Genomic DNA, 19,563 nt, shown 5'->3' with positions numbered 1-19,563 from the left:
CCGGGAGTCCGCCAATCCCCGAAAAAAAGGAAGAGATTTGCGGAAAAACTTACGCAATCCGAAATTGGATACGTTAACATTTGCAAAACGCATGCGAGAAGCCATTTTTGGGAAAATTGGACCGTTCACTTTCTCTCGGATTGGACGGTCCCATAGTCCTTTGCATTTGCTAAAATTATCAGCAATATACGAAACGAGAAGGAGGACTTCCTGATGAGATACAAACCGAATTACGCCCCGGGTCCGACTGAGGTACGCGAAAATGTACGTTTGGCCCGCGCAAAAAGAACCAACAACAGCGACTTTGACAAAACATTCGTCCGCTATTACCGTGAGGTCAGCCAAAAAATGGGCAAAGTCATGGGCACCACAAATGAGGTCCTGTTACTTGCTGGTGAAGGGATCCTGGCTCTTGAGGCCGCTTGCGCAAGCCTGACGGAACCTGGCGACCGCGTACTCGTGCTGGACAACGGCATCTATGGCGAAGGCTTCAAGGATTTCGTCAGCATTTATGGCGGCGTACCGGTCGTCCTGAGTTTCGATCACCACAGCGGCATCCCCGCTGAAGCAGTACGCGCCTATCTGGAGAAGGATTCCGACTTCAAATATGCCACCCTGGTCCATTGCGACACGCCGACATCGGTACTGAACAACGTCGCCGAGCTTTGTCCATTGTTGAAGAAATACGGCATCCTGACGGTGGTCGATTCCGTCGCCGGCATGGTTGGCGAGCCGATTAACGTCGACGAAAATAAAATCGATATCTGTTGCGGCGGGACCCAAAAAGCCATTTCGGCCCCGGTCGGACTGGCGATTGTCTCAGTCAGCGCAGACGCGCAAAAAGCGATGGACAACCGCAAAACGCCTATCGCTTCCTTTTATGCCAATCTACAGGTCTTCAAAGGCTACGCGGAAAAAGAATACTTGCCCTACACGACTTCTGCTGGCGATGTCGCAGCGCTTGATGCCGCTTTGGACAACATCCTGGAGGAAGGCATCGAGACCGTTTTTGCACGCCATGACAGGATTGCTTCCGCAGTACGCGGATCCGCCCAAGCGTATGGATTGGAGTTGTTCCTGGATTCCGACCGTTCCAATACAGTCACTGCCATCAGGATACCGGAAGAAATCGGCGCCTTGCGCCTGCAGGACCACCTCAGCGAAAACTACAATCTGTTGGTCGCAACTTCATTGGCACAATACGCAGATGTGATCTTGCGCATCGGACATATGGGCGAAAATGCCTTCATCGACAAACTTATCTATGTTTTGTCCATCATCGACAACGGTCTGCGCGATCTCGGCTTCGCCGGAAACGGGGATTTGGCCCAACTTTTCATCGACATTTACAAAGAAAATAATTAGGAGGCTTCACTATGCAAAAAGCACAAGGTTATTCAAACACACGCACGTATGATTTGGTTTTGACGGCAATCCTGATTGCGCTCGTATTCGTAGCGACGGTCTTCCTGAACATCAAATTGCCTATCACGGCAAACGGCGGACTGATCCACCTCGGCACTGCGATGCTCTTTCTCGCATCCATCCTGTTCGGGCCGAAAAAAGGCGCTATCGCCGGAGCGGTCGGCATGGCCATCTTCGACCTTATGGCCGGATGGGTTCTGTGGGCTCCCTTCACATTAGTAACCCGCGGCTTGCAAGGCTATCTGGTCGGCAGATTGGCCTGGTCGAAAGATCGTCAAGGGAACAGCTTTGCTGTGAATCTTTTAGCCACGCTGCTTTCGATTCCCATCATGCTGGTCGGTTATTATCTATGCGAATGGATCCTGTACGGCAATGCCATCACCCCGTTCGCTTCGATTCCCGGTAACCTCGTCCAGAACGCGGTCGGTATCGCCATTTCCTTGCCGCTGTCGGCAATTTTGAAAAAGATGAATATCGCTGGAAGATAACGAATTGAAAAGGAAGGCTCTGTCTCGGGATGAGACAGAGCCTTCCTTTTTGGTAATAGTCCTCGGGTTGTCTGATTCTTTAACGGTATCGGATTGGTATAGAGTGGGTGAAGCGTGCAATTTTATTTGGTTATTGCAGATAGCACCGGCCAGATGCCCGTATTGACGAATAAAGTACCTGTATTCGTCAATCTTGCCTTTCGCTATGCCCAAATTGTCGAATGGGTGGCGACCCCCAAAAGTTAGAGTTTTTATTATGCAGCCGTTTGGCTGGCTTGGATTCGGTATTGGACTGGGCTGAGACCAGTTAATTTTTCTTTTGATCGAACATGGTTATACCAATGGATATAGACCTCTATCCGTGAGCGGAGTTCTTCATAACTGACTAATTTTTCACCGTGATACATTTCTTGCTTCAGGATGCCGAAGAAATTTTCCATCGCCGCATTATCTGCACACGTTGCTTTTCGAGACATACTCTGAAAGATTTTATCTTCCTTCAGCGCTTTGACCCAACGATTATGTTGATAGTGCCATCCTTGATCAGAATGGATAGTGGTTCGAAACTTGGCATGTTTCTTTACGTAGCCGAGGGCTTCTTCAAGTGGCTTCATCACCAATTCCAACGACGGTCGATTGTTTATGCCATAGGCAATAATTTCTCCGTTGTATAGATCAAGGATGGGGCTAAGGTACAATTTTTCTTCTCCTGCACACTTGAATTCGGTCACATCTGTCGCAAGCTTCTGTAGAGAAAGAGGCGTAGAGAAGCGTCTGTTTAAAAGATTCTTGGCAACGGTCCCTACCTTGCCTTTATAAGAATTGTATTTTCGTGATTTTCGCATGAATTTGATGCACTTTATTCCCAGTTCTTGCATGAGACGAGACACTTTCTTGTGATTGGTAATGTGTCCCAATTTCCCTAGTTCTTTAGCGATTCGTTTCGCTCCGTAGCGCTCATGGAAATTGAAAAAAAGTTGTTTGATCAGTTCTTTCGTCGGTTGATCCGTGTTCGCTTTCCCGAATTGCTTCACGTGATAGTGATAGGTTGCTTCTGGAATCCCTACTACTAAAAGAATATCTTTTAATTTGAATCCTTCTTTTTTGAGTGCGAATGTCACCGCTGCTTGTGCTTTTCGAGAAAGACCTTCGGATTCTCCTGAAAAGCTTGCAACTTTTTTAAGTACGCATTCTCCAATCTAAGTAATTCAATTTCTCGTTTCAGTTCTTCTGTAGACGGTGCGGATTGATCTATTTGTTTGTTAGTGTTCTTTTTGGACATACAAGTGCACCTCTTTGGCTTTTGCTTTGGTTTTAGTCCTTCGATTCCCTTTTCTTGGAAAGTTTTATTCCATCTCCAAATAAGGGCAGGACTAGTTATGCCAAAGGCAATGGCTGTGTCTAAAGAGGAGGAACCGGACTGTTTCATAAAGTGTAATACATCCATCTTGAATTGAACAGAGTAAGCTGAGCTCTGCGGTTTTACCTTCAGACCTTCAACTCCTAATTTTTGATAATATTTTACCCAATTCTTTATTGATTCATCGGACAAACTATCGTATTTTTTTGCCAAACGCATATAACTTAAGGAACCCTCTAAATACTCTTTTACAACTTTCAATTTAAATTCTGCACTAAATTTCTTCATAATTATGACCCCCAAAATGTTTGATTTCACTCTAACTTTTGGGGGGCGGGACCATGTTTTTGACCCATTCGACAAATCAGCTCTCTATTGGGGTCAAATTGTTGAATAATTTTGTAGCATTCGACAATTTGATTCGCCGAACGAAACTTTGGGATGCGGGACCACCCGCTCCTTGAAACGGAAACAAAAAAAAACCCGGAAGCCGCTGCCTCAACAACTGTGAGTCAGGGATTCCGAGCTTTTTATTTACAGTTCTCCGTTCATAGAGAGCCGCTTAGACCTTATTTGCCGCTTGTTTGCGCTTGTTTTTTCTTCAAACGCTCTTGTTTGCGCATGTCGATCTCTTTGTAATACGCTTCCCATGATATTTCAATAGTCACGTTCTGCGAATTCGTATAGACGATGTTCTTCATATATTTCTTGCTCCTTCTTTAGCGTAACCATATGCGTACGCTACTATCTTTCAACCTCCTCATATATCCTTTTTTTCTGTATTCAGAGAAATCAAAAAGGCACTCAATCGAGTACCTTTTGTGTCTCTACTTATTATCATAAGAAAGAAAAAGGTATTCCTGTACAGGAATCGCGGCTTTTTCACTATCAAATCTAAATCTTGGAAATTCATGTTGCGGGCACCACAGTGTGGCGCTACATAATAAATTTAACTTCGCTTATTTTTGGTTCCGTTTGCCTGCAGCATCCGCTGCAGAATAGAGAAAAGCCATGGTTCCATACATATAAGATGCATATGTTCTTGGACGTTGAAAGGTAACTATAACACGAATATCCGTTCGATGCAAGTGAAACTATTTCTGGAATCAGTGCTTGTTCATTCCTTGCTTTTCGACGAAGTCATGCATGTACATGCGTTGCGGATGAGAGAGCATCTCTGCCATCTGGCCGGTCCAAGTGTCGCAGCGTTCGCCTTCAGTCCGCGCCCGATAGTACGCTTGGATCTCTTCGTTGTACTGCTTCAGTTGTTCTTTATAAACCGCATTATTCTGTTGATACTCATTTTCATGATAAACATGCTCGAAAGGCAGGCGCGGTTTCTGATCATTGACGCTGGCCGGATAACCGACCGCCAGTCCGAAGAGCGGGATCACTTTATCGGGAATCTTCAGGAGTTCGCTGACTTTTTCGAGGTCATTCCGCAAGCCGCCTACGTAACAGATCCCGAGCCCCATCGCTTCAGCCGCCAAAGCTGCATTCTGGGCAGCCAGGGATGCATCTACCACGCTGACCATGAATTTCTCGGTGCTCTCAAGCGAGTCTGCAACATCCTTCCCTTCCATCTTTCCGATCACATCGTGGCGATGAAGATCGGCGCAAAATACAAAGAAATGGCCATTCTCGGCAACAAAATGTTGGTTACGCGCGATTTTCGACAATGCGTGTTTTTTGTCGCGATCCGTGACTCCGATGATGGAATAGGCCTGCACAAAACTTGAGGTGGATGCAGCTTGGGCACTACGGACGATCGTTTCTATCTGTTCCGGGCTCAAAGGCCGTTCTTCAAAATCCCTTACCGTGCGATGCGCCAGGATGCGCGCGATCATTTCATTCATCTATTGTTTTCCTCGCCTTCAGAATAGCTTATATTGAATCCATAAGATCATTCTAAAGGAATGCAGCAGCCACGTCCAACCGGGTGCTCAAGGTCCCAACAGCGAAAAAGCCCCGCTCCTTTGCCATTTAGGCGAGGAACGGGGCCGGAAAATCCAGGCATTATATTTTTTTGGCTTCTTTGATTGGGCGTTCGTGTTCTTCAATCGCTCCGTCGCTCAATAATTTTTCAGCGACCAAAAACAGGATCGGCAACAGCACATCATCCGCATAACCGGCCATCGGGATAAAATCCGGGATAATGTCGATTGGACTGATGATATAAAGAATGATCCCCAACACCAGCCATTTTTTCTTGCCTTCGACTTTGGAATCGAACAGGGAAAGGATAAGTGACTTGACTTTACTGAACGGTGTCAGACTGATTTTCTTTTTTACTTTCATTTTGCATTTTCCTTTGCTGATTGATTTGGACAACCATTCTTCGCACCTAGCTTGTGAGCGGGCTCTGACTAGTTATCGTGAACAAAGTATACTGCTTATCTTAAGTAAATGAATCAGTCTCAAGAATGATTTTTTGGCCTGTCTGAATGCCTCAGCTGTGCCCGACAATCAAATGTGGAACATAAGGCTCTTCCAGGAACGCGACTTCGGCATCGGTCAGTTTGACCGATATGGCTTCCACCGGTTTTTCCAGATGCTCCAGCTTGGTCGCTCCGATGATGGGAGCTACAACCGGTTCCTTCTGCAGCAGCCAAGCCAAGGCGATTTCGACACGGGAAACGCCTCTGTCGGCGGCTATCTGGGCCAATCGTTCGACGATGACCCGGTCCTTATCGGCAGTGGCGTCGTATTTCGAACGCGCCACATTGTCCGTTTCCATCCGTTTGGACGTCTCCGACCAGTCGCGCGTCAAACGACCTGAAGCCATCGGACTGTATGGGGTCACGGCGATTTTTTCTTCCCGGCAAAGCGGCAGCATTTCCCGCTCCTCTTCACGGTAAAGCAGGTTCAGATGGTTCTGCATCGATACGAAGCGCGTCCAACCGTTCTTTTCTGCTACGTGCAGGGCCTTTTGGAACTGCCAGGCATACATCGCGGAAGCTCCTATGTAACGGGCCTTTCCGGATTTCACCACATCGTGCAGAGCTTCCATCGTTTCCTCAATCGGTGTATTGTAGTCCCAACGGTGGATGATGTAGAGGTCCACATAATCCATATCCAAGCGCTTCAGGCTGTTGTCGATTTCGCTCAGGATGGACTTACGGGACAACCCGGAGCCATTCGGACCCTCGTGCATCTTACCGTGAACCTTCGTCGCGATGACCACTTCATCCCGCTTGGCAAAGTCTTTGATGGCGCGTCCGAGGATTTCTTCGCTTCTTCCCAGCGAGTAGACATTGGCTGTATCAAAGAAATTGATGCCCAATTCTAAAGCACGTTTGATGATCGGTCTGCTTTCCTCTTCCTTCAGCGCCCATTTGTGCAGCCAGGTATCCGGATCCCCGAAGCTCATGCAGCCCAAACAGATCCGTGATACATCCATTCCTGTGTTGCCGAATTTCACATATTCCATCTTTCTTCCTCCGTTCCTCTTAAACGTACAGTCTTATTGCGCTATAAAACCGGCCTGACGACTTCCTCCAATCGGAATACCTTCTGTTTGTATTCGTAAACGAAGATGCTCCCGTTCGGGAAACCTTTCGCCAACTCCTCCGCCGGGTCTTGCCAAAGCTTCAAAAAGTTGTAGCAGGCCCCACTGTGCGAAACCGCCAAAACATTCGTATGGTCATTCTTCTCCATCACGTCGGTCAACGTTTTTCTCATCCGCTCCGCCACATCATTCGTATTTTCCCCTCCGAATGGCACAAAGAAAGACACGATTTCCTGCGGCTCTTTCGGTTTGAGCATCTCCCGCTCCCCTTCGAAGAAGCCATAATTGACTTCCTTCAATCCTTTCAAACGTGCATAGGGCATGCCGGTGATCAATTCCAGCGTATCGCTGGCCCTTTCCGATGTGGAACTGTAGGCATGATCGAAGCGGATGCCTTCCGATCCGAAATAATCCCGCACGGCCTGAGCCTGTTTGATGCCCCGTTCCGTCAAAGGCGAGTCGCTCCAGCCCTGAATCTTTCCTTGGGTATTGAACAAAGTCTCGCCGTGACGGACCAAATATAATCGTTTCATCCGCGAATCTCCCATCATTTAGGATTTTTTCAGGCTGAATGGCTGCCCCGGTGCGTAAGCATGGATCCTTTCCGGATTAACCACCCGGTCGTACAAGGATTGCGGGTCGGCGTTGAACACGTTCAGATCCGGCGCATCCACCGTGCCCCAATGGCAAAGAATCAGATGTGCTTCAGGATAGGTGTTCGCCATTTGGATGGCCCCTTCCAATCCGATATGCCACTCGTTGTCGGAAAAGTCGAAGAGAATCGCATCCGGCTGCGGCATTTCCAAGTGCTCCTTCATCAACCGGGAATCGCCCGGTGCCCAGATGATTCCATCCGGTGTCTCGATCCAAAAGCCGCAGTAATCCTCCAACCGGAATACTCGGTAATTGTATTTGGCTTTTTCATTCTGCCAGGCATGGTCCGCCGGTGTCAGCGTTATTTTGGCCGGTCCGATTTCGAAACTGTCGCCGATAGTATGTCCGCTTGCTGGAAATCCTTCCGCCTGCATCAGTTCGGCCACATAATGCGGCCCGTGGAATGCTTTGGAGACATGCTCCATTGCGTGCAGTGACGGCACGCTGTAATGGTCATTGTCGCAGTGCGTAATCAGCACAGCATCCAGATGCGGGATGTTTTCAGGCGCAATCGGCATGTCGATCAGAAGCGGCATATCGAAGTCCTTCAGCATCGGATCCATCATGATGCAGGTGCCGCGGGTGTTCACGAACATCCCGCCGCTGCCCAGCCAGCGGACCTCCGTGTGGTCGATCGGTTGAAAGGCTTCTTCTCCAAAAAATACGGTAGGTGGTGGAACGGCTTGTTTGTGTGTTGCCATTTTCTTTTCCTCCTTAAAGTTGTCTAGCTTTTTCATGCAGTCTTAGTTTTTTTGTTTTTCTCAAAATGAATGCGTTCACATATCCAAAATAACACAATTCGCTAAGCAGGACCAGCAAGGACCCTGTTTCAGCGCTCCATTGAGATCAATGTTGCGCCGAAACCGAGCTGCTCACACTTCCTCCGCACTGGATTCAGCATGCTTCGCCAGAAAATGATAGCCGCCACCGAGGATACCGCCTCCCAGCAGCAGTGCCCCTTCCAGGAAAAAAATTCCCCGTTCTGAAGTCAGCCGGAACAGGCGCTCCACCAGAACGATACCGTAAGGGGAAAAGGCTGCGCCGATATTGAATCCGACAAGCAGCAGCGATGTGGCGGCATTCGCGTTCCCCGACGCCGAGCTGTTGACTTTGTTGAAGAGATAAGGGATGAAAGTACGGAAGGAGAAGCCGCAGAATGCAGCAGCCAAACCGGTCACCCATACAGTGTCCGAGAGCCCGATCGTGACCAGAGCCATTCCCATCCCGAACAAGGCAAGCGGCAAAGTATATTTCCCGACAGCCCCAAAAACTTTTCCGAATAAAAAACCAGCTGTCATTGCACCGATGCCAATCAGGGAAAGGATGTAGCTTCCGTTCGTAGCGTCGCCGTAACCGTTCGCCAGCATGAGCGGCGTGACCCGGACCGTGATCGTCATATAGAACATCACCGCCACAACGAGCAGGGTCAGATAGCCGAAAACCGCCTTGTCCATCGCATTGCTGCGTGTGCTCAAAGGGTCCGTTTGCTGTGGCTGACTGGAAACGGCAGCCGGTTCAGCCGGGATATCCGGAACCAAGGCCGCGAACAGAAGCATCGCCGGCAGAGCCGCCAAGTAGACCCAAAAGGAAGTTTGCCAGTCAATTTTCAGCAGCTGCCCCACAAGGAAGGAAATGGTCATCCCGCCGATGCCTTCAAAAGCGCTCTGCAGCCCGATCATCGCCGCTCTCTCGGCCCCCTCATAAAAATGCCGGATAAAACTGACCAGGAGCGAATTGAAAAGTCCGATCCCGAATCCGAAGAGTGCCCTAGAAAGGAAAATGATCCAGAAATGATGCACAAATACCGGAACCAAGCCTGAAACCAGAACCGTAGCCAGCCCCACAAGAACCGTCCTCTTATAGCCGATTTTCCTTGCGATGGCGTGGCTGAGCAGAACCGAAACGATCAAGAACAGGGAAGGCATCGTTGTCAAAGATTCAACTAACGGCAACGGGATTTCCGGAAAATCCTGGGCGATGGCGGGCACATTCACCGCGATGGCTCCACCGGAAACAACAACAAATGAGCTGGACAACAGCGAAAGCTTCTTGAGTGTCCTCATATCCATACTGATGATCTTCCTTTCTGAATATCCATGCCTATAATGCATACATCATTTTTCTTCCTGAATAATTCATACTTTTAATTAAAACCATGTGAAACTGCCTCACGGCAGCTTACAATTACTTTTTCATCTTCACCCGTTAAGTGATGAAAAAAGAACCCCTTTCTGCTATGGTTAAAGTGACTAAACCAACCAAAAGAAAGGAGTTCTTTTCATGACTAGCTTACACAAAAACCAAGTAAAATTCAATTCAAATATCACTATTTCTCATACAGGTGGTCAATTATCGAGTGATTCGGGTCTCGTCCTAGTGAAAGAGCTGATGAACATCTTTGGTTTTTCTGAACTGGCTAAGCAACACATTCACATTGAAGACGAACGAGCGTATTTTACTCATGACAACTTATCCATACTTGAGCAGTTCATTATGCAATTAATTGCTGGTTACTCAGCTGATTCTGCAGCTAATCTCCTGAGACAAGATCCTGTGTTTAAAGCTGTTTTAGATAGGAAAGAACTCGCTTCTCAATCTTCACTTTCCCGATTTTTAGATCGACTATCTGAGGAGAATATCCATGAACTTCAAGCTTTGAACCAAGAACTTATCGATAAAGCACGCCTCATCCGTAATGATACGGAATTAATCATTGATTTAGATTCGACCCATTCAGATACATTTGGTCACCAAGAACAAACGAATTATAATACACACTACCAAACCTATGGTTACCATCCATTGGTAGCTTTTGACGGATTGACTGGTGACTTCTTAAAAGCTGAACTACGTTCAGGAAATCAATATACATCAAAAGGCGTAAAGGAGTTTCTCACACCTTTATTAGAGCACTATAATCACTCTCTACCAAACACTGACATCTTGGTTCGTGGAGACAGCGGGTTCGCTACACCTGGTGTGTATGATTCGTGTGAATCAAAAAAGAGTCATTATGTTATTCGACTGAAGAATAATCGTAGACTAGGTCAAATAGCTGAGAAATCAGTACTTTATGGCGATAATCAAAAGTGGGAAGAACGAGAAGTTCAGTACTTCTCGACCACTTATCAAGCACAATCCTGGTCACAAAGTCGTCGCGTGTGTATACGCTCAACACGTGAAGCGGGCGAACTACTCTTTCGACATGAATTTATCGTGACGAATCTATCAGAAAATGTTTCTCCTGATACCATCTTTTCTATCTATGCCAAACGTGGCACAATGGAGAACTTCATTAAAGAAGCGAAAGCTGGCTTTTACTTTGACAAAACAGACAGTCCTCGCTTTTTGGAGAATCATGTCCGAATGATGCTCAGCTTGATAGCTTACAACTTAGTCAACTTCTTAAGAACGATTGGCTTTGAAGAAGTCCAAAAGGGAATGACCATTCATTCTATTCGATTGAAGTTTCTGAAAGTTGCTGGGAAATTAGTCCAAACGGGTAGACGAGTCTATCTCAAATTATCTAGTTATCATGTGTATCAGAATGAATTCTACAGGGTCTTTGCTCGCCTAAGGCGAGCCAGTCAATGGATCTAATCCAACAATCTAACGATTTTTTTACTGGGAAGTTATCCAGGGAGAAGTATGCTCAAAATGCCTTACACCCAAAATTTATTCCTCAATATTTTTGAACAGTGAATGTTTGAAGTAACTTTTTAGTCAAAATCAGTTGATAGGGATATTAGTGATACATATTTCAATAAAATGTGCCAAAGAATTAAAGCTATGAATTATTCAGGAAGAATACAAACATCTTAAGAAATATTGGAAATTATTACAGAAAAAACAAAGTGAATTAGATTGGCAAAATCGCTATTGGCGCCCTTCTTTTAGAGATCATCTGACACAAACCGAAATCGTGGATCGCCTGCTTTCTTACAATGAGGAACTCAAACAAGGCTATGAAATCTATCAATCCTTCTTAAGTGTGCTGCAGTACCATGAACAAGAAGAGAAACAACAAGAAGCCATTGAAGGCTTTCAGTCCCTGTTAATGCAAAGCTACAAGCACCTACCTGAAAGCTATCAAACAACGATTAGGACGTATAGAAAATATCAAAAAGAAATCCTCCTTGCCTTACAACTTCCTTACTCAAATGGGCCTGTCGAGGCGACAAATAACCATATTAAAGGATGAAAACGAACCGCTTATGGCTTTAGAAACTTCATTCACTTCAAAATCAGAATTTTTATCAATCGTGGTAAATACTTTGAGAAGAAAAAGAAATCAAGCATACAAAAAATAAACAATAAAGAGACACATAAAAAAAGGCAGGCAGTGTTAGCCTGCCTGACCTCGTGACACAATTCTAAAGATTCGTTTAAGATGTACCAACCTTAGTTGTTAAAGAGCCTACATAGTCAGCTAACACCATCCTACATTCTACTAAGAAAATAGGTGGTGTTAATTATTTTCAACCTTGAATTTAAACATGAAAAATTATTAGCTGTGCATTTTCAAAACAAATGACACTCATTTGTGTTTTACAAGCATTGAATCAGGCAAAGTACCGCTATAGCATTTCTGAAGAGATGATTTTGTATATTTACTTTCACAGGGACTCAGTGGATTTTAAACTTTTTTAGTTCAAATCGGGGCCAATTTTTAAAAATAACCAACTATCATCTGAGTTTTAAAATTGTTCTCCAATGGTTGGGTGATATATATTATTCTATCCTGTCTTCTCCATTGTCAAAGCTGTAACAATGTTCGCAGTTCTTTCAATATTGCTACTTTATCCAAATTCTCCCAAGAAGCTCCGGTTTTAAAATGACCATAGCTAGCGGTATGGCTATAAATTGGCATCCGCAGACCTAAAGTGGTTATGATGCCTTGTGGAGTGAAGTCAAAGATGCTCCTTAAAGTCCCGTAAATAACCTCGATTGGAATTTTTTCAGTACCAAAGGTCTCCAAATGGAAAGATACTGGCTCCACCACTCCGATGGCATAAGAAACAGATAGCTGACAGCGATCTGCTAGCCCAGCAGCTACTATATTTTTACAAGCGTAACGGGCCATATAGGCTCCTGAACGATCCAACTTAGTAGCATCTTTCCCAGAAAAAGCCCCACCGCCATGGGGAATAACTCCACCATAAGTATCAACAATGATTTTCCGACCAGTCAGCCCTACATCGCCTTGGGGCCCACCAACGACAAAACGACCAGTAGGGTTCACTAAGATGCGAATACCGGTATCAAAATAATTTTTTCCTAATATCGGTAAGATAACCTTCTCAATGACGCCTTGTCGTATTGTTTCTTGACTAATATCGGCTACATGCTGAGTGGATACGATAATGTCAGTGATACGTTTAAAACTGCCATCATCATGATATTCCACGGTAACTTGTGATTTACCATCTGGTTGCAAATAAGGTAGCATGCCAGTCTTTCGCATATCCGTCAGCTGCTTAGTAATCCCATGTGCTAATTGGATAGGCAGAGGCATATATTCTGCGGTCTCTCGGCAAGCATAGCCATACATAATCCCTTGGTCACCGGCCCCCAATTGCTGGTTTTCCCGTAGGACTCCTTGAGCAATGTCAGTAGATTGGGTGTTGATATTGCAAAGTATTACACAGGTAGAAGCATCCATTCCTGCTGCTTCTGATGTATAACCAATGGCCGCTAGTTTTTTACGGGCCACTTCTTCTACATCCACAGTGGAAGTACTGTTGACCTCCCCAGCAATAATTAAAAGTTGAGGAGAAATCATACACTCAATAGCTACATGAGCATGAGGGTCTAAGGTAAGATAGCTATCTAAAATAGCATCGGAAATCTGATCGCAAACTTTATCGGGATGCCCTTCCGTAACGGATTCAGAGGTGATTTGATAGGTCATTTCCTTCATTCTTTCTGATTTTATTTTTCAAAGGTGTCTACAATGCCAACAATAGTGGCGTCAATAGGTGCTTGACCACCAGTGACACCCATACGCGCTGAACTGCCAGTGGCTACAAGTACAAATTCGCCTCTGCCAGCGCCTACTGGATCGACAGCGACGATTTCAGTAAGGCTTTCTCCGTGACGATTAATCACTTCTACAATCATTAATTTATAGCCAGTAAGACTCTCTTCTTTTTTTGTGGAAACAACATTTCCTACAACTTTTCCTAAATACATCTGCTTTCCTCTTTTCTTTAGAATGCTCGGGATAACTTAGCAATCCCTAAAGGCGTCACCAGTCTCGGATGCACTGGTTGAGTGGTGGGGCGCCCCACCGTGTCCTGAAAAACAGCTGGAAACTGGGGAAACATACTAGCTCCACCGACAATATAAACTTTCTTTACTTCTTCTTTTGATTCTTCAATAAATCTTGCGGTGATAGCCGCCATTTTTTCAGTAACCGGCTGAATGATTTGAAAAGTTTCATCGTAACGTTGCGGATCTCGTTTGATACTTTCGGATACCTCCATATCTGTGTGATAATAACCTGCTAAAACCAAGGTCATATGATGTCCACCTGTAGCTTCGTCGGCGGAATAGACGGCTTTGCCTTCTTTAAAAATACTAATGCCAGTGGTGCCGCCTCCAATATCTACTACTGCCCCTTCTTCAATGGCCAATACTGCAGCGGCAGCATAGGGTTCGTCCACTACTTGATCACAATCCATTTCGGCTGCTTCAATCACATGTAGCACCGCTTTTTGACAACTGCCACCGGTTCCCGGTGGGATGGCTCCGCTAGCTACTAACAGCTGAGTACTTAGTAAGTCCTCCGCTGTAGTTTTCAACCTCTTGACGATTTGAACTGCTTCAAAGAAATTCACTACGATACCGTCTCGGACTACGTGGGCTTCTTCACTCAGACAAACTAAAGGCTGATTTTTTTCATTCAATACCACTAAAACGATGGAAGAAGTCCCAAGGTCCCCCCCCACCTTTAATTGGTTCCATTTTGGCTTAGCATATGCCACTGGCTCCTCTAGTAATTGATAGGATTTATTCAAAAAGTTAGTTACTTCTTTTTTCATCATCTGGCACCTTTCTTCCTAGGCAAAGCTGAGACCTATTGTCCCAGCTTTGCCGAAGAAAAAATCTTCGGACTTGCTTATTCCCCAAGGTTTGGCAAGATTTTTTCAACATCGCTGTGTGGACGTGGAATCACGTGAACAGAAACGACTTCTCCTACTTGGTTTGCGGCTGCAGCGCCAGCATCAGTGGCCGATTTAACGGCACCGACATCACCGCGAACCAACACTGTAACTAACCCAGAACCAATTTGTTTGTAACCTACTAATTGAACGTTGGCTGATTTTACCATAGCATCTGCAGCTTCTACAGATCCGATAAATCCTTTTGTTTCAATCATTCCTAATGCATCATTCATGTGTTATTCCCCCGTTTTCTTTGTTTTGTCATTTATTTTTTCTACTTGTGGCTTTGCCGGTTTCGGCGTATCTACCTTTGGTTTGGTTGGTTTTTGTGTTTCTGATATTGGTGCTTGTTTTGTGATTGGTTTCTTCAACTCAGGCTTCTTAACCGCCTCCTTGGTTGCGGGTGTTACTACCGTCTTTTCAGGAGCTGCGGCTTCCATTGACACCTCGCTAGCCTTGTCTGATTCCGCTTTTTTTGCTACTTTTTCTTCTCTGCTTAGGTTAGCATAGATTCCTTCGATTGGACGAGGGATGACTTTGGAAGAAATAAATGCCTGCTGGTTGCGAGCAGCGATTTCTCCTGCATGAATGGCAGCTTTAACTGCCCCCACATCTCCGGTAACTGTTACCATTACGTAGCCTAAGCCTTTGGTGAGTTTCATATCGTCAACTTCTATGTTTGCGGTTTTTGCCATGATATCAGCGACATCCACTGCACAAACAAAACCTAGTACTTCCAGTAATCCTAATGATTTTCTCAATCTTTCCACCCCCAACCTTCATTGTCTAATCGAGCTAAAATTTGCAAGTGATGCAAGTTTTTTTTGATATTCTTTTGAAACTTTTGGTACAATACTGAATTTTCCCGAATAGGCTGATAATCTGCTTGCAGCTTGATGAAATCCCGCAATTTATCCTCGACAACCTCAGGAGAAGAGTGCCATACAAACGGTATTTCCTTCTGAGGATCTCTGATAAACAGCGGCCAATAACCAGAATCCGTTGCCAACCTGGCTAATTGGGGACCGCTTGCCTCACTTTTATGCAAAACACAATGACTGTGAGCAATTACCACGGAAACTCCTGGGTGCCTTTCAGCAGCTAATAAGGCTGTTTCTGTTTGCTTTGAATCTGCCATAACAGAGACTTCCGCTACAAAAACATTATCATACTGGAGAGCATAAGCGGCAAACTGTTTCTTTTGTCGTAGGCTGCCATTGGTAGCCAATTTCGCTTTTACCCCAAGGTCTGTTCCTTTAGATAACTGACCCCCTGTATTGGCGTAGCCGCTATTATCTAAGATCAAAATATTGACATCCTGACCGCTGGATAATAAGTGGTCAATACCCCCGAAATCAATATCATAGGCCCAGCCATCTCCTCCAACAATCCATTGGCTACGTTTAATTAAAGCATAACTTTGCTGGCGTAGTTGTTGGATATTAGGATCCAGGGATTCTTCTGTTTGTTGTAAAAATTCTTGGACAATTTCAACATCAAATCCTTTACTGGCGATGATTTTTTTCGCTAAGACTTTAATCCTTAGGGGCTGATAGTCATTGAGTATCAATTGCTGCAGTTTTGCCAAAGCTTGCTGCCGCTGCCAAGCCTGTCCGACTTCTAACCCTCTCCCAAAAGAACTATTATTTTCAAATAGAGGGTTGGCCCAAACCGGTCCTAAACCTTTGGCGTTTTTCCGATAGGCTACATCAGGGGCTGATCCTCCCCAAATAGATGAACAGCCGGTGGCATTGGCAATTGCCAGCCGCGGACCAAATAATTGTGTCAATAAACTCATATAAGGAGTTTCCCCACAGCCTCGACAGGCACCCGCTGCTTGTAACAAAGAAGGTCCTCGCTGACAACCTGTATCACTGCATTGTAGTCGTAAATGACAGGTACCACAATCATTGGACTTTTGACTCGTAGGTAATGGATAGTTGCCTGCAGATAAATCAAGTTCTGCAAGAATTTTCGTCGTGATTTTTTGTGATTGTCGATAATAACAAGGTAAGCGTATTTTTTCTTCAAAGGGTGATTTTTCCTCTGAGATAGTAGCTTCTCCTTCAAAAACTGGCTGTAGTTGGACTTTTTGTAGTGACTCTCGCGCTTCCTGCATCCCTGCACAAGTTCGTTGATAATATTCTGGGTCTGACATAAAGTCAGCTGTTTTAAATAATTTCTGGTAAGCATAAATCCAACGCTCAGCACTCTCACCAGCTAAAATATGTAGCAGCGCCGCAATCATCAAACAATTGAGTTTTATCCCTAGCTGGTATTCGCGACCGATTTTTTCCGCAGGAACACAATATAGATTGATCTTTTTTTCTAAGAAACCGTTGATCAAATCAGCTGGCAGCATTTTTTGGAGTTGAGCTTCATCCCCTTTGAAATTTAAAATAATATTTGCCCCAGGTCTTAAGTGGGAAAGAATATCCACTCGCTGTAAATAATTGATTTGATTTACCAAAATATGATGGGCTTTGTCCACACCGTATCCTTTGATAATCTCTTCTTGGCTAACTCGCAAGGAAGACTTGGTTAAATCACCACTTTTTAATGGACTGTGTTCAAAGCGACACTGGACATGCTTGTCAGTCAGTTGACTAATGACTTTTGCTAACCCACGAAAACCTGTTATACTGCCATCGTTTCCAGTTCCTAAACAAATGAATTCCTCCCCAGAAAATATAGTTGGCAATTCCGATTCCTCAAGTGGTAGAGATGAATTCATTAAATCATCGGTGATTCCAACAGTGACCCGCCGACTTGTTTCTTGATTTTTTAGAAAAAGGTAAATCGCTTCAATTTGTTGGGGCGTGACTTCTTTACCTCCTAATCCGTAGCGACAGCCAGAAATCAATAACTGCTGATTTTGACACGCTTGTTGTACGTCTAATAGCAAAGGTTCACCAATAGAGCCAGGCTCTTTAGTGCGATCCATCACCATAATTTTTTTGACCGTTTCCGGTAAGCGTCGTAAAAACAACTCCACTGGAAATGGTCGGTACAAATGTAAAATGATGGCACCGATTTTAGCATGCTGCTGAATTTGTTGATTAACGACTTCCTTGACAGTTTCTTGAGCAGAACCCATTACTACTAAGATTTCCTTAGCATCAGGAGCCCCAATATATTCCACTAAAGAGTGATTTCCAGGATATAACTGATTGATTTCTTGCAACCAACTTTCCATTTTTTCCGGTAGGTCTGAATATGCAGCTTCCACTGTTTCCCGCTGCTGGAAAAAGAGCTCCGGTGTTTGGGAGGTCCCGCTAGCTACAGGCCGAAAATTAGATAAGGCTTGCTGCCGTGTCGCTGCTAAATCTGTCTCAGGAATTACCTTCTTCAACCTGTCATAAGAGGGAACTTGAATATCCCTTAACTCATGGCTGGTCTCAAATCCATCGAAAAAATGCAACAACGGTAAGCGACTTGCTAGCGCTGCTTTATGAGCTAAGGTAGCAAAAATTGCTACTTCCTGCACATTTCCCGACGCCAGCATCAAGACGCCGGTTTGGCGAGCAGCCATCACGTCACTGTGGTCTCCGTAAATACTTAGCGCATTAGTTGCCACTGTGCGTGATGTGTTATGGATGACTACTGGCAAACGTTCCCCAGCCAATTTATACAAGGTGGGAATCATCAACAATAATCCTTGGGAGCAAGTATAAGTAACGGCTAGTGCTCCAGATTTTGCAGCACCGTAAATCAATCCGGCACTGCCATTTTCTGATTCCATAGTAATGGCCTCTGGGACTGCACCGTAGATATTAGTTTTCCCCAAAGCTACCCAACGCTCTACTGCTTCAGCCATAGAAGTTGATGGTGTGATGGGATAAAGACTAGCAATTTCAGTGAACGCATATGAAATGTAAGCACAAGCTTCGTTGCCGTTGAATACTTTTTTCATACTGACCTCCCTTCTAGCCACCAATCTGACAATCGATACCGATTTGTTGAACTAAGTCCCGAAGAATCTCCATCTTTTTTTTCGAGGGTGCTTCTAAGTTACCCGCTTTATACTCTTCACCAATGTTTTCATACTTATTTTCCCCATAAGGATGATAAGGCAGCAAATTGATTTTTTTCACCTGCAATCGTTGTGCAATCACTGCAATCTCAGCGATTTCCTCTGGGGTATCGTTAAATTCTGGAATCACGGGAATTCGCACCACCATTTCAGTATGAGGATAGGCTGCCACTTTTTGAGCTGTTTTTAAAATCAAGTCATTAGGAACCCCAATGTGTTTCCGGTGCTTGATACTATTGATATGCTTGATATCCATCAAAAAAAGATCCAAGTGAGGCAAAATCAGATCCAAGCTTTTTTCCGATGCATAACCGGTAGACTCAATAGCGGTATGCCACCCCTGCTCTTTGCAGGCCTTCAATAGTGCAGCTGCCATTTCTGGTTGAGCCAATACCTCTCCTCCGGAAAGAGTTATCCCTCCATTTGATTTACGGTAATGGACTTCGTCTTTTTTCAGTTCAAAAATCAAATCAGAAACTGTCATCTCTCGGCCTATCATGGTAAGGGCTTCACTGAAACAAACCTCACAACAGGCACCACAGTCGATGCACTTTTTTCGATCAATAGTGACCTCTGGGGTAAAGGAGATAGCTCCGGTAGGACAGACGGTTTCACAGCGACGACAGCCGATGCAATTCTCTTTTACCACCATCAATTGTTTTTTAAAACTTTGACTTTCTGGATTACAACACCATTCACAGCGTAAAGGACACCCTTTGAAAAAAACGATGGTACGAATGCCTGGACCGTCATGTACAGAAAACCGTTGAATATCAAAAATCATTCCTTTTTGTTCTGTCGCTACTGCCATATTCATTTCCTCCGTTATTTAATGTCTACTGAATAATTAACAAACCTTATCGCAACAGCGTTTTTAGCTGTTTTTTGGTATAATAGATGCATGGATTCCAGAGGGAAATACCAAAAAC

At 44.8% G+C, this 19,563-nt stretch carries 19 protein-coding genes and 1 pseudogene; 4 read left to right on the top strand and 16 right to left on the bottom strand.

Translation table 11 applies throughout. From position 1 onward, the window contains the following. Nucleotides 1-213 precede the first annotated feature (213 nt). On the top strand, nt 214-1,365 hold the full coding sequence (locus tag ACTCCX_RS09755; protein ID WP_463275807.1) for a pyridoxal-phosphate-dependent aminotransferase family protein: 1,152 nt from the start codon (nt 214-216) through the stop codon (nt 1,363-1,365). An 11-nt stretch (nt 1,366-1,376) separates the two neighbouring features. Beyond that, nucleotides 1,377-1,913 (top strand): ECF transporter S component, encoded by a 537-nt coding sequence (locus ACTCCX_RS09750; protein ID WP_463275806.1) that lies wholly within the window; start codon nt 1,377-1,379, stop codon nt 1,911-1,913. Between the two features lie 254 nt (nt 1,914-2,167). Here the strand turns inward: ACTCCX_RS09750 and ACTCCX_RS09745 are convergent, their stop codons facing one another. From ACTCCX_RS09745 to ACTCCX_RS09705, 9 genes are all read right to left on the bottom strand, one after another. Further along, nucleotides 2,168-3,112: an IS3 family transposase gene (locus ACTCCX_RS09745; protein WP_463275823.1), complete on the bottom strand. Its 945-nt coding sequence runs from the start codon at nt 3,110-3,112 to the stop codon at nt 2,168-2,170. Next, on the bottom strand, nt 3,031-3,561 hold the full coding sequence (locus ACTCCX_RS09740) for a helix-turn-helix domain-containing protein (RefSeq protein ID WP_276647287.1): 531 nt from the start codon (nt 3,559-3,561) through the stop codon (nt 3,031-3,033). The genes ACTCCX_RS09745 and ACTCCX_RS09740 overlap by 82 nt, the downstream gene beginning before the upstream one ends. Nucleotides 3,562-3,842: 281 nt before the next feature. Next, nucleotides 3,843-3,974: a hypothetical protein gene (locus ACTCCX_RS09735; RefSeq protein ID WP_255356057.1), complete on the bottom strand. Its 132-nt coding sequence runs from the start codon at nt 3,972-3,974 to the stop codon at nt 3,843-3,845. A gap of 405 nt (nt 3,975-4,379) precedes the next feature. Further along, nucleotides 4,380-5,129: an oxygen-insensitive NADPH nitroreductase gene (gene nfsA / locus ACTCCX_RS09730; RefSeq protein WP_422309248.1), complete on the bottom strand. Its 750-nt coding sequence runs from the start codon at nt 5,127-5,129 to the stop codon at nt 4,380-4,382. A 160-nt stretch (nt 5,130-5,289) separates the two neighbouring features. Then, nucleotides 5,290-5,571 (bottom strand): DUF1232 domain-containing protein, encoded by a 282-nt coding sequence (locus ACTCCX_RS09725; protein WP_068561953.1) that lies wholly within the window; start codon nt 5,569-5,571, stop codon nt 5,290-5,292. A 151-nt stretch (nt 5,572-5,722) separates the two neighbouring features. Further along, entirely contained in the window at nt 5,723-6,703 is a 981-nt protein-coding gene (locus ACTCCX_RS09720) for an aldo/keto reductase (protein WP_319467801.1), read from the bottom strand. Nucleotides 6,704-6,744: 41 nt separating this feature from the next. Further along, nucleotides 6,745-7,314, bottom strand: a complete 570-nt coding sequence (locus ACTCCX_RS09715; protein ID WP_068561958.1) for a histidine phosphatase family protein — start codon at nt 7,312-7,314, stop codon at nt 6,745-6,747. 18 nt (nt 7,315-7,332) lie between these two features. After that, nucleotides 7,333-8,136, bottom strand: a complete 804-nt coding sequence (locus ACTCCX_RS09710) for an MBL fold metallo-hydrolase (protein ID WP_068561959.1) — start codon at nt 8,134-8,136, stop codon at nt 7,333-7,335. Nucleotides 8,137-8,307: 171 nt separating this feature from the next. Next, nucleotides 8,308-9,504, bottom strand: a complete 1,197-nt coding sequence (locus ACTCCX_RS09705; RefSeq protein ID WP_068561962.1) for an MFS transporter — start codon at nt 9,502-9,504, stop codon at nt 8,308-8,310. A 211-nt stretch (nt 9,505-9,715) separates the two neighbouring features. On the opposite strand from ACTCCX_RS09705, the gene ACTCCX_RS09700 reads away from it, so the two are divergent. Then, the gene (locus tag ACTCCX_RS09700; RefSeq protein WP_000202380.1) at nt 9,716-11,035 is read left to right on the top strand and encodes an IS1380-like element IS1678 family transposase; all 1,320 of its coding nucleotides are present in this window, start codon (nt 9,716-9,718) and stop codon (nt 11,033-11,035) included. A 211-nt stretch (nt 11,036-11,246) separates the two neighbouring features. Further along, nucleotides 11,247-11,801 (top strand): annotated as a pseudogene (locus ACTCCX_RS09695) (transposase); the annotation flags it as partial. A 390-nt stretch (nt 11,802-12,191) separates the two neighbouring features. Here the strand turns inward: ACTCCX_RS09695 and metK are convergent. From metK to ACTCCX_RS09660, 7 genes are all read right to left on the bottom strand, one after another. Beyond that, nucleotides 12,192-13,346: a methionine adenosyltransferase gene (gene metK / locus ACTCCX_RS09690; RefSeq protein WP_463275805.1), complete on the bottom strand. Its 1,155-nt coding sequence runs from the start codon at nt 13,344-13,346 to the stop codon at nt 12,192-12,194. A 20-nt stretch (nt 13,347-13,366) separates the two neighbouring features. Then, nucleotides 13,367-13,627: a EutN/CcmL family microcompartment protein gene (locus ACTCCX_RS09685; RefSeq protein WP_463275804.1), complete on the bottom strand. Its 261-nt coding sequence runs from the start codon at nt 13,625-13,627 to the stop codon at nt 13,367-13,369. Between the two features lie 17 nt (nt 13,628-13,644). Continuing rightward, nucleotides 13,645-14,481, bottom strand: a complete 837-nt coding sequence (gene eutJ, locus ACTCCX_RS09680) for an ethanolamine utilization protein EutJ (RefSeq protein ID WP_463275803.1) — start codon at nt 14,479-14,481, stop codon at nt 13,645-13,647. A 74-nt stretch (nt 14,482-14,555) separates the two neighbouring features. Beyond that, nucleotides 14,556-14,834, bottom strand: a complete 279-nt coding sequence (gene pduA / locus ACTCCX_RS09675) for a propanediol utilization microcompartment protein PduA (protein WP_463275802.1) — start codon at nt 14,832-14,834, stop codon at nt 14,556-14,558. A gap of 3 nt (nt 14,835-14,837) precedes the next feature. Then, complete coding sequence (locus tag ACTCCX_RS09670) at nt 14,838-15,362, bottom strand: BMC domain-containing protein (protein ID WP_463275801.1); 525 nt, start codon at nt 15,360-15,362, stop codon at nt 14,838-14,840. Further along, on the bottom strand, nt 15,359-18,514 hold the full coding sequence (locus ACTCCX_RS09665) for a 2-oxoacid:acceptor oxidoreductase family protein (protein WP_463275800.1): 3,156 nt from the start codon (nt 18,512-18,514) through the stop codon (nt 15,359-15,361). Before ACTCCX_RS09665 ends, ACTCCX_RS09670 begins: the two co-directional genes overlap by 4 nt. A gap of 13 nt (nt 18,515-18,527) precedes the next feature. Beyond that, nucleotides 18,528-19,445, bottom strand: a complete 918-nt coding sequence (locus ACTCCX_RS09660) for a glycyl-radical enzyme activating protein (RefSeq protein WP_463275799.1) — start codon at nt 19,443-19,445, stop codon at nt 18,528-18,530. Nucleotides 19,446-19,563 lie beyond the last annotated feature (118 nt).

This window comes from Trichococcus sp. (assembly GCF_055118575.1).
The sequence above is the reverse complement of the archived record's forward strand: the minus strand, read 5'-3'. Positions and strand labels throughout refer to the sequence as shown.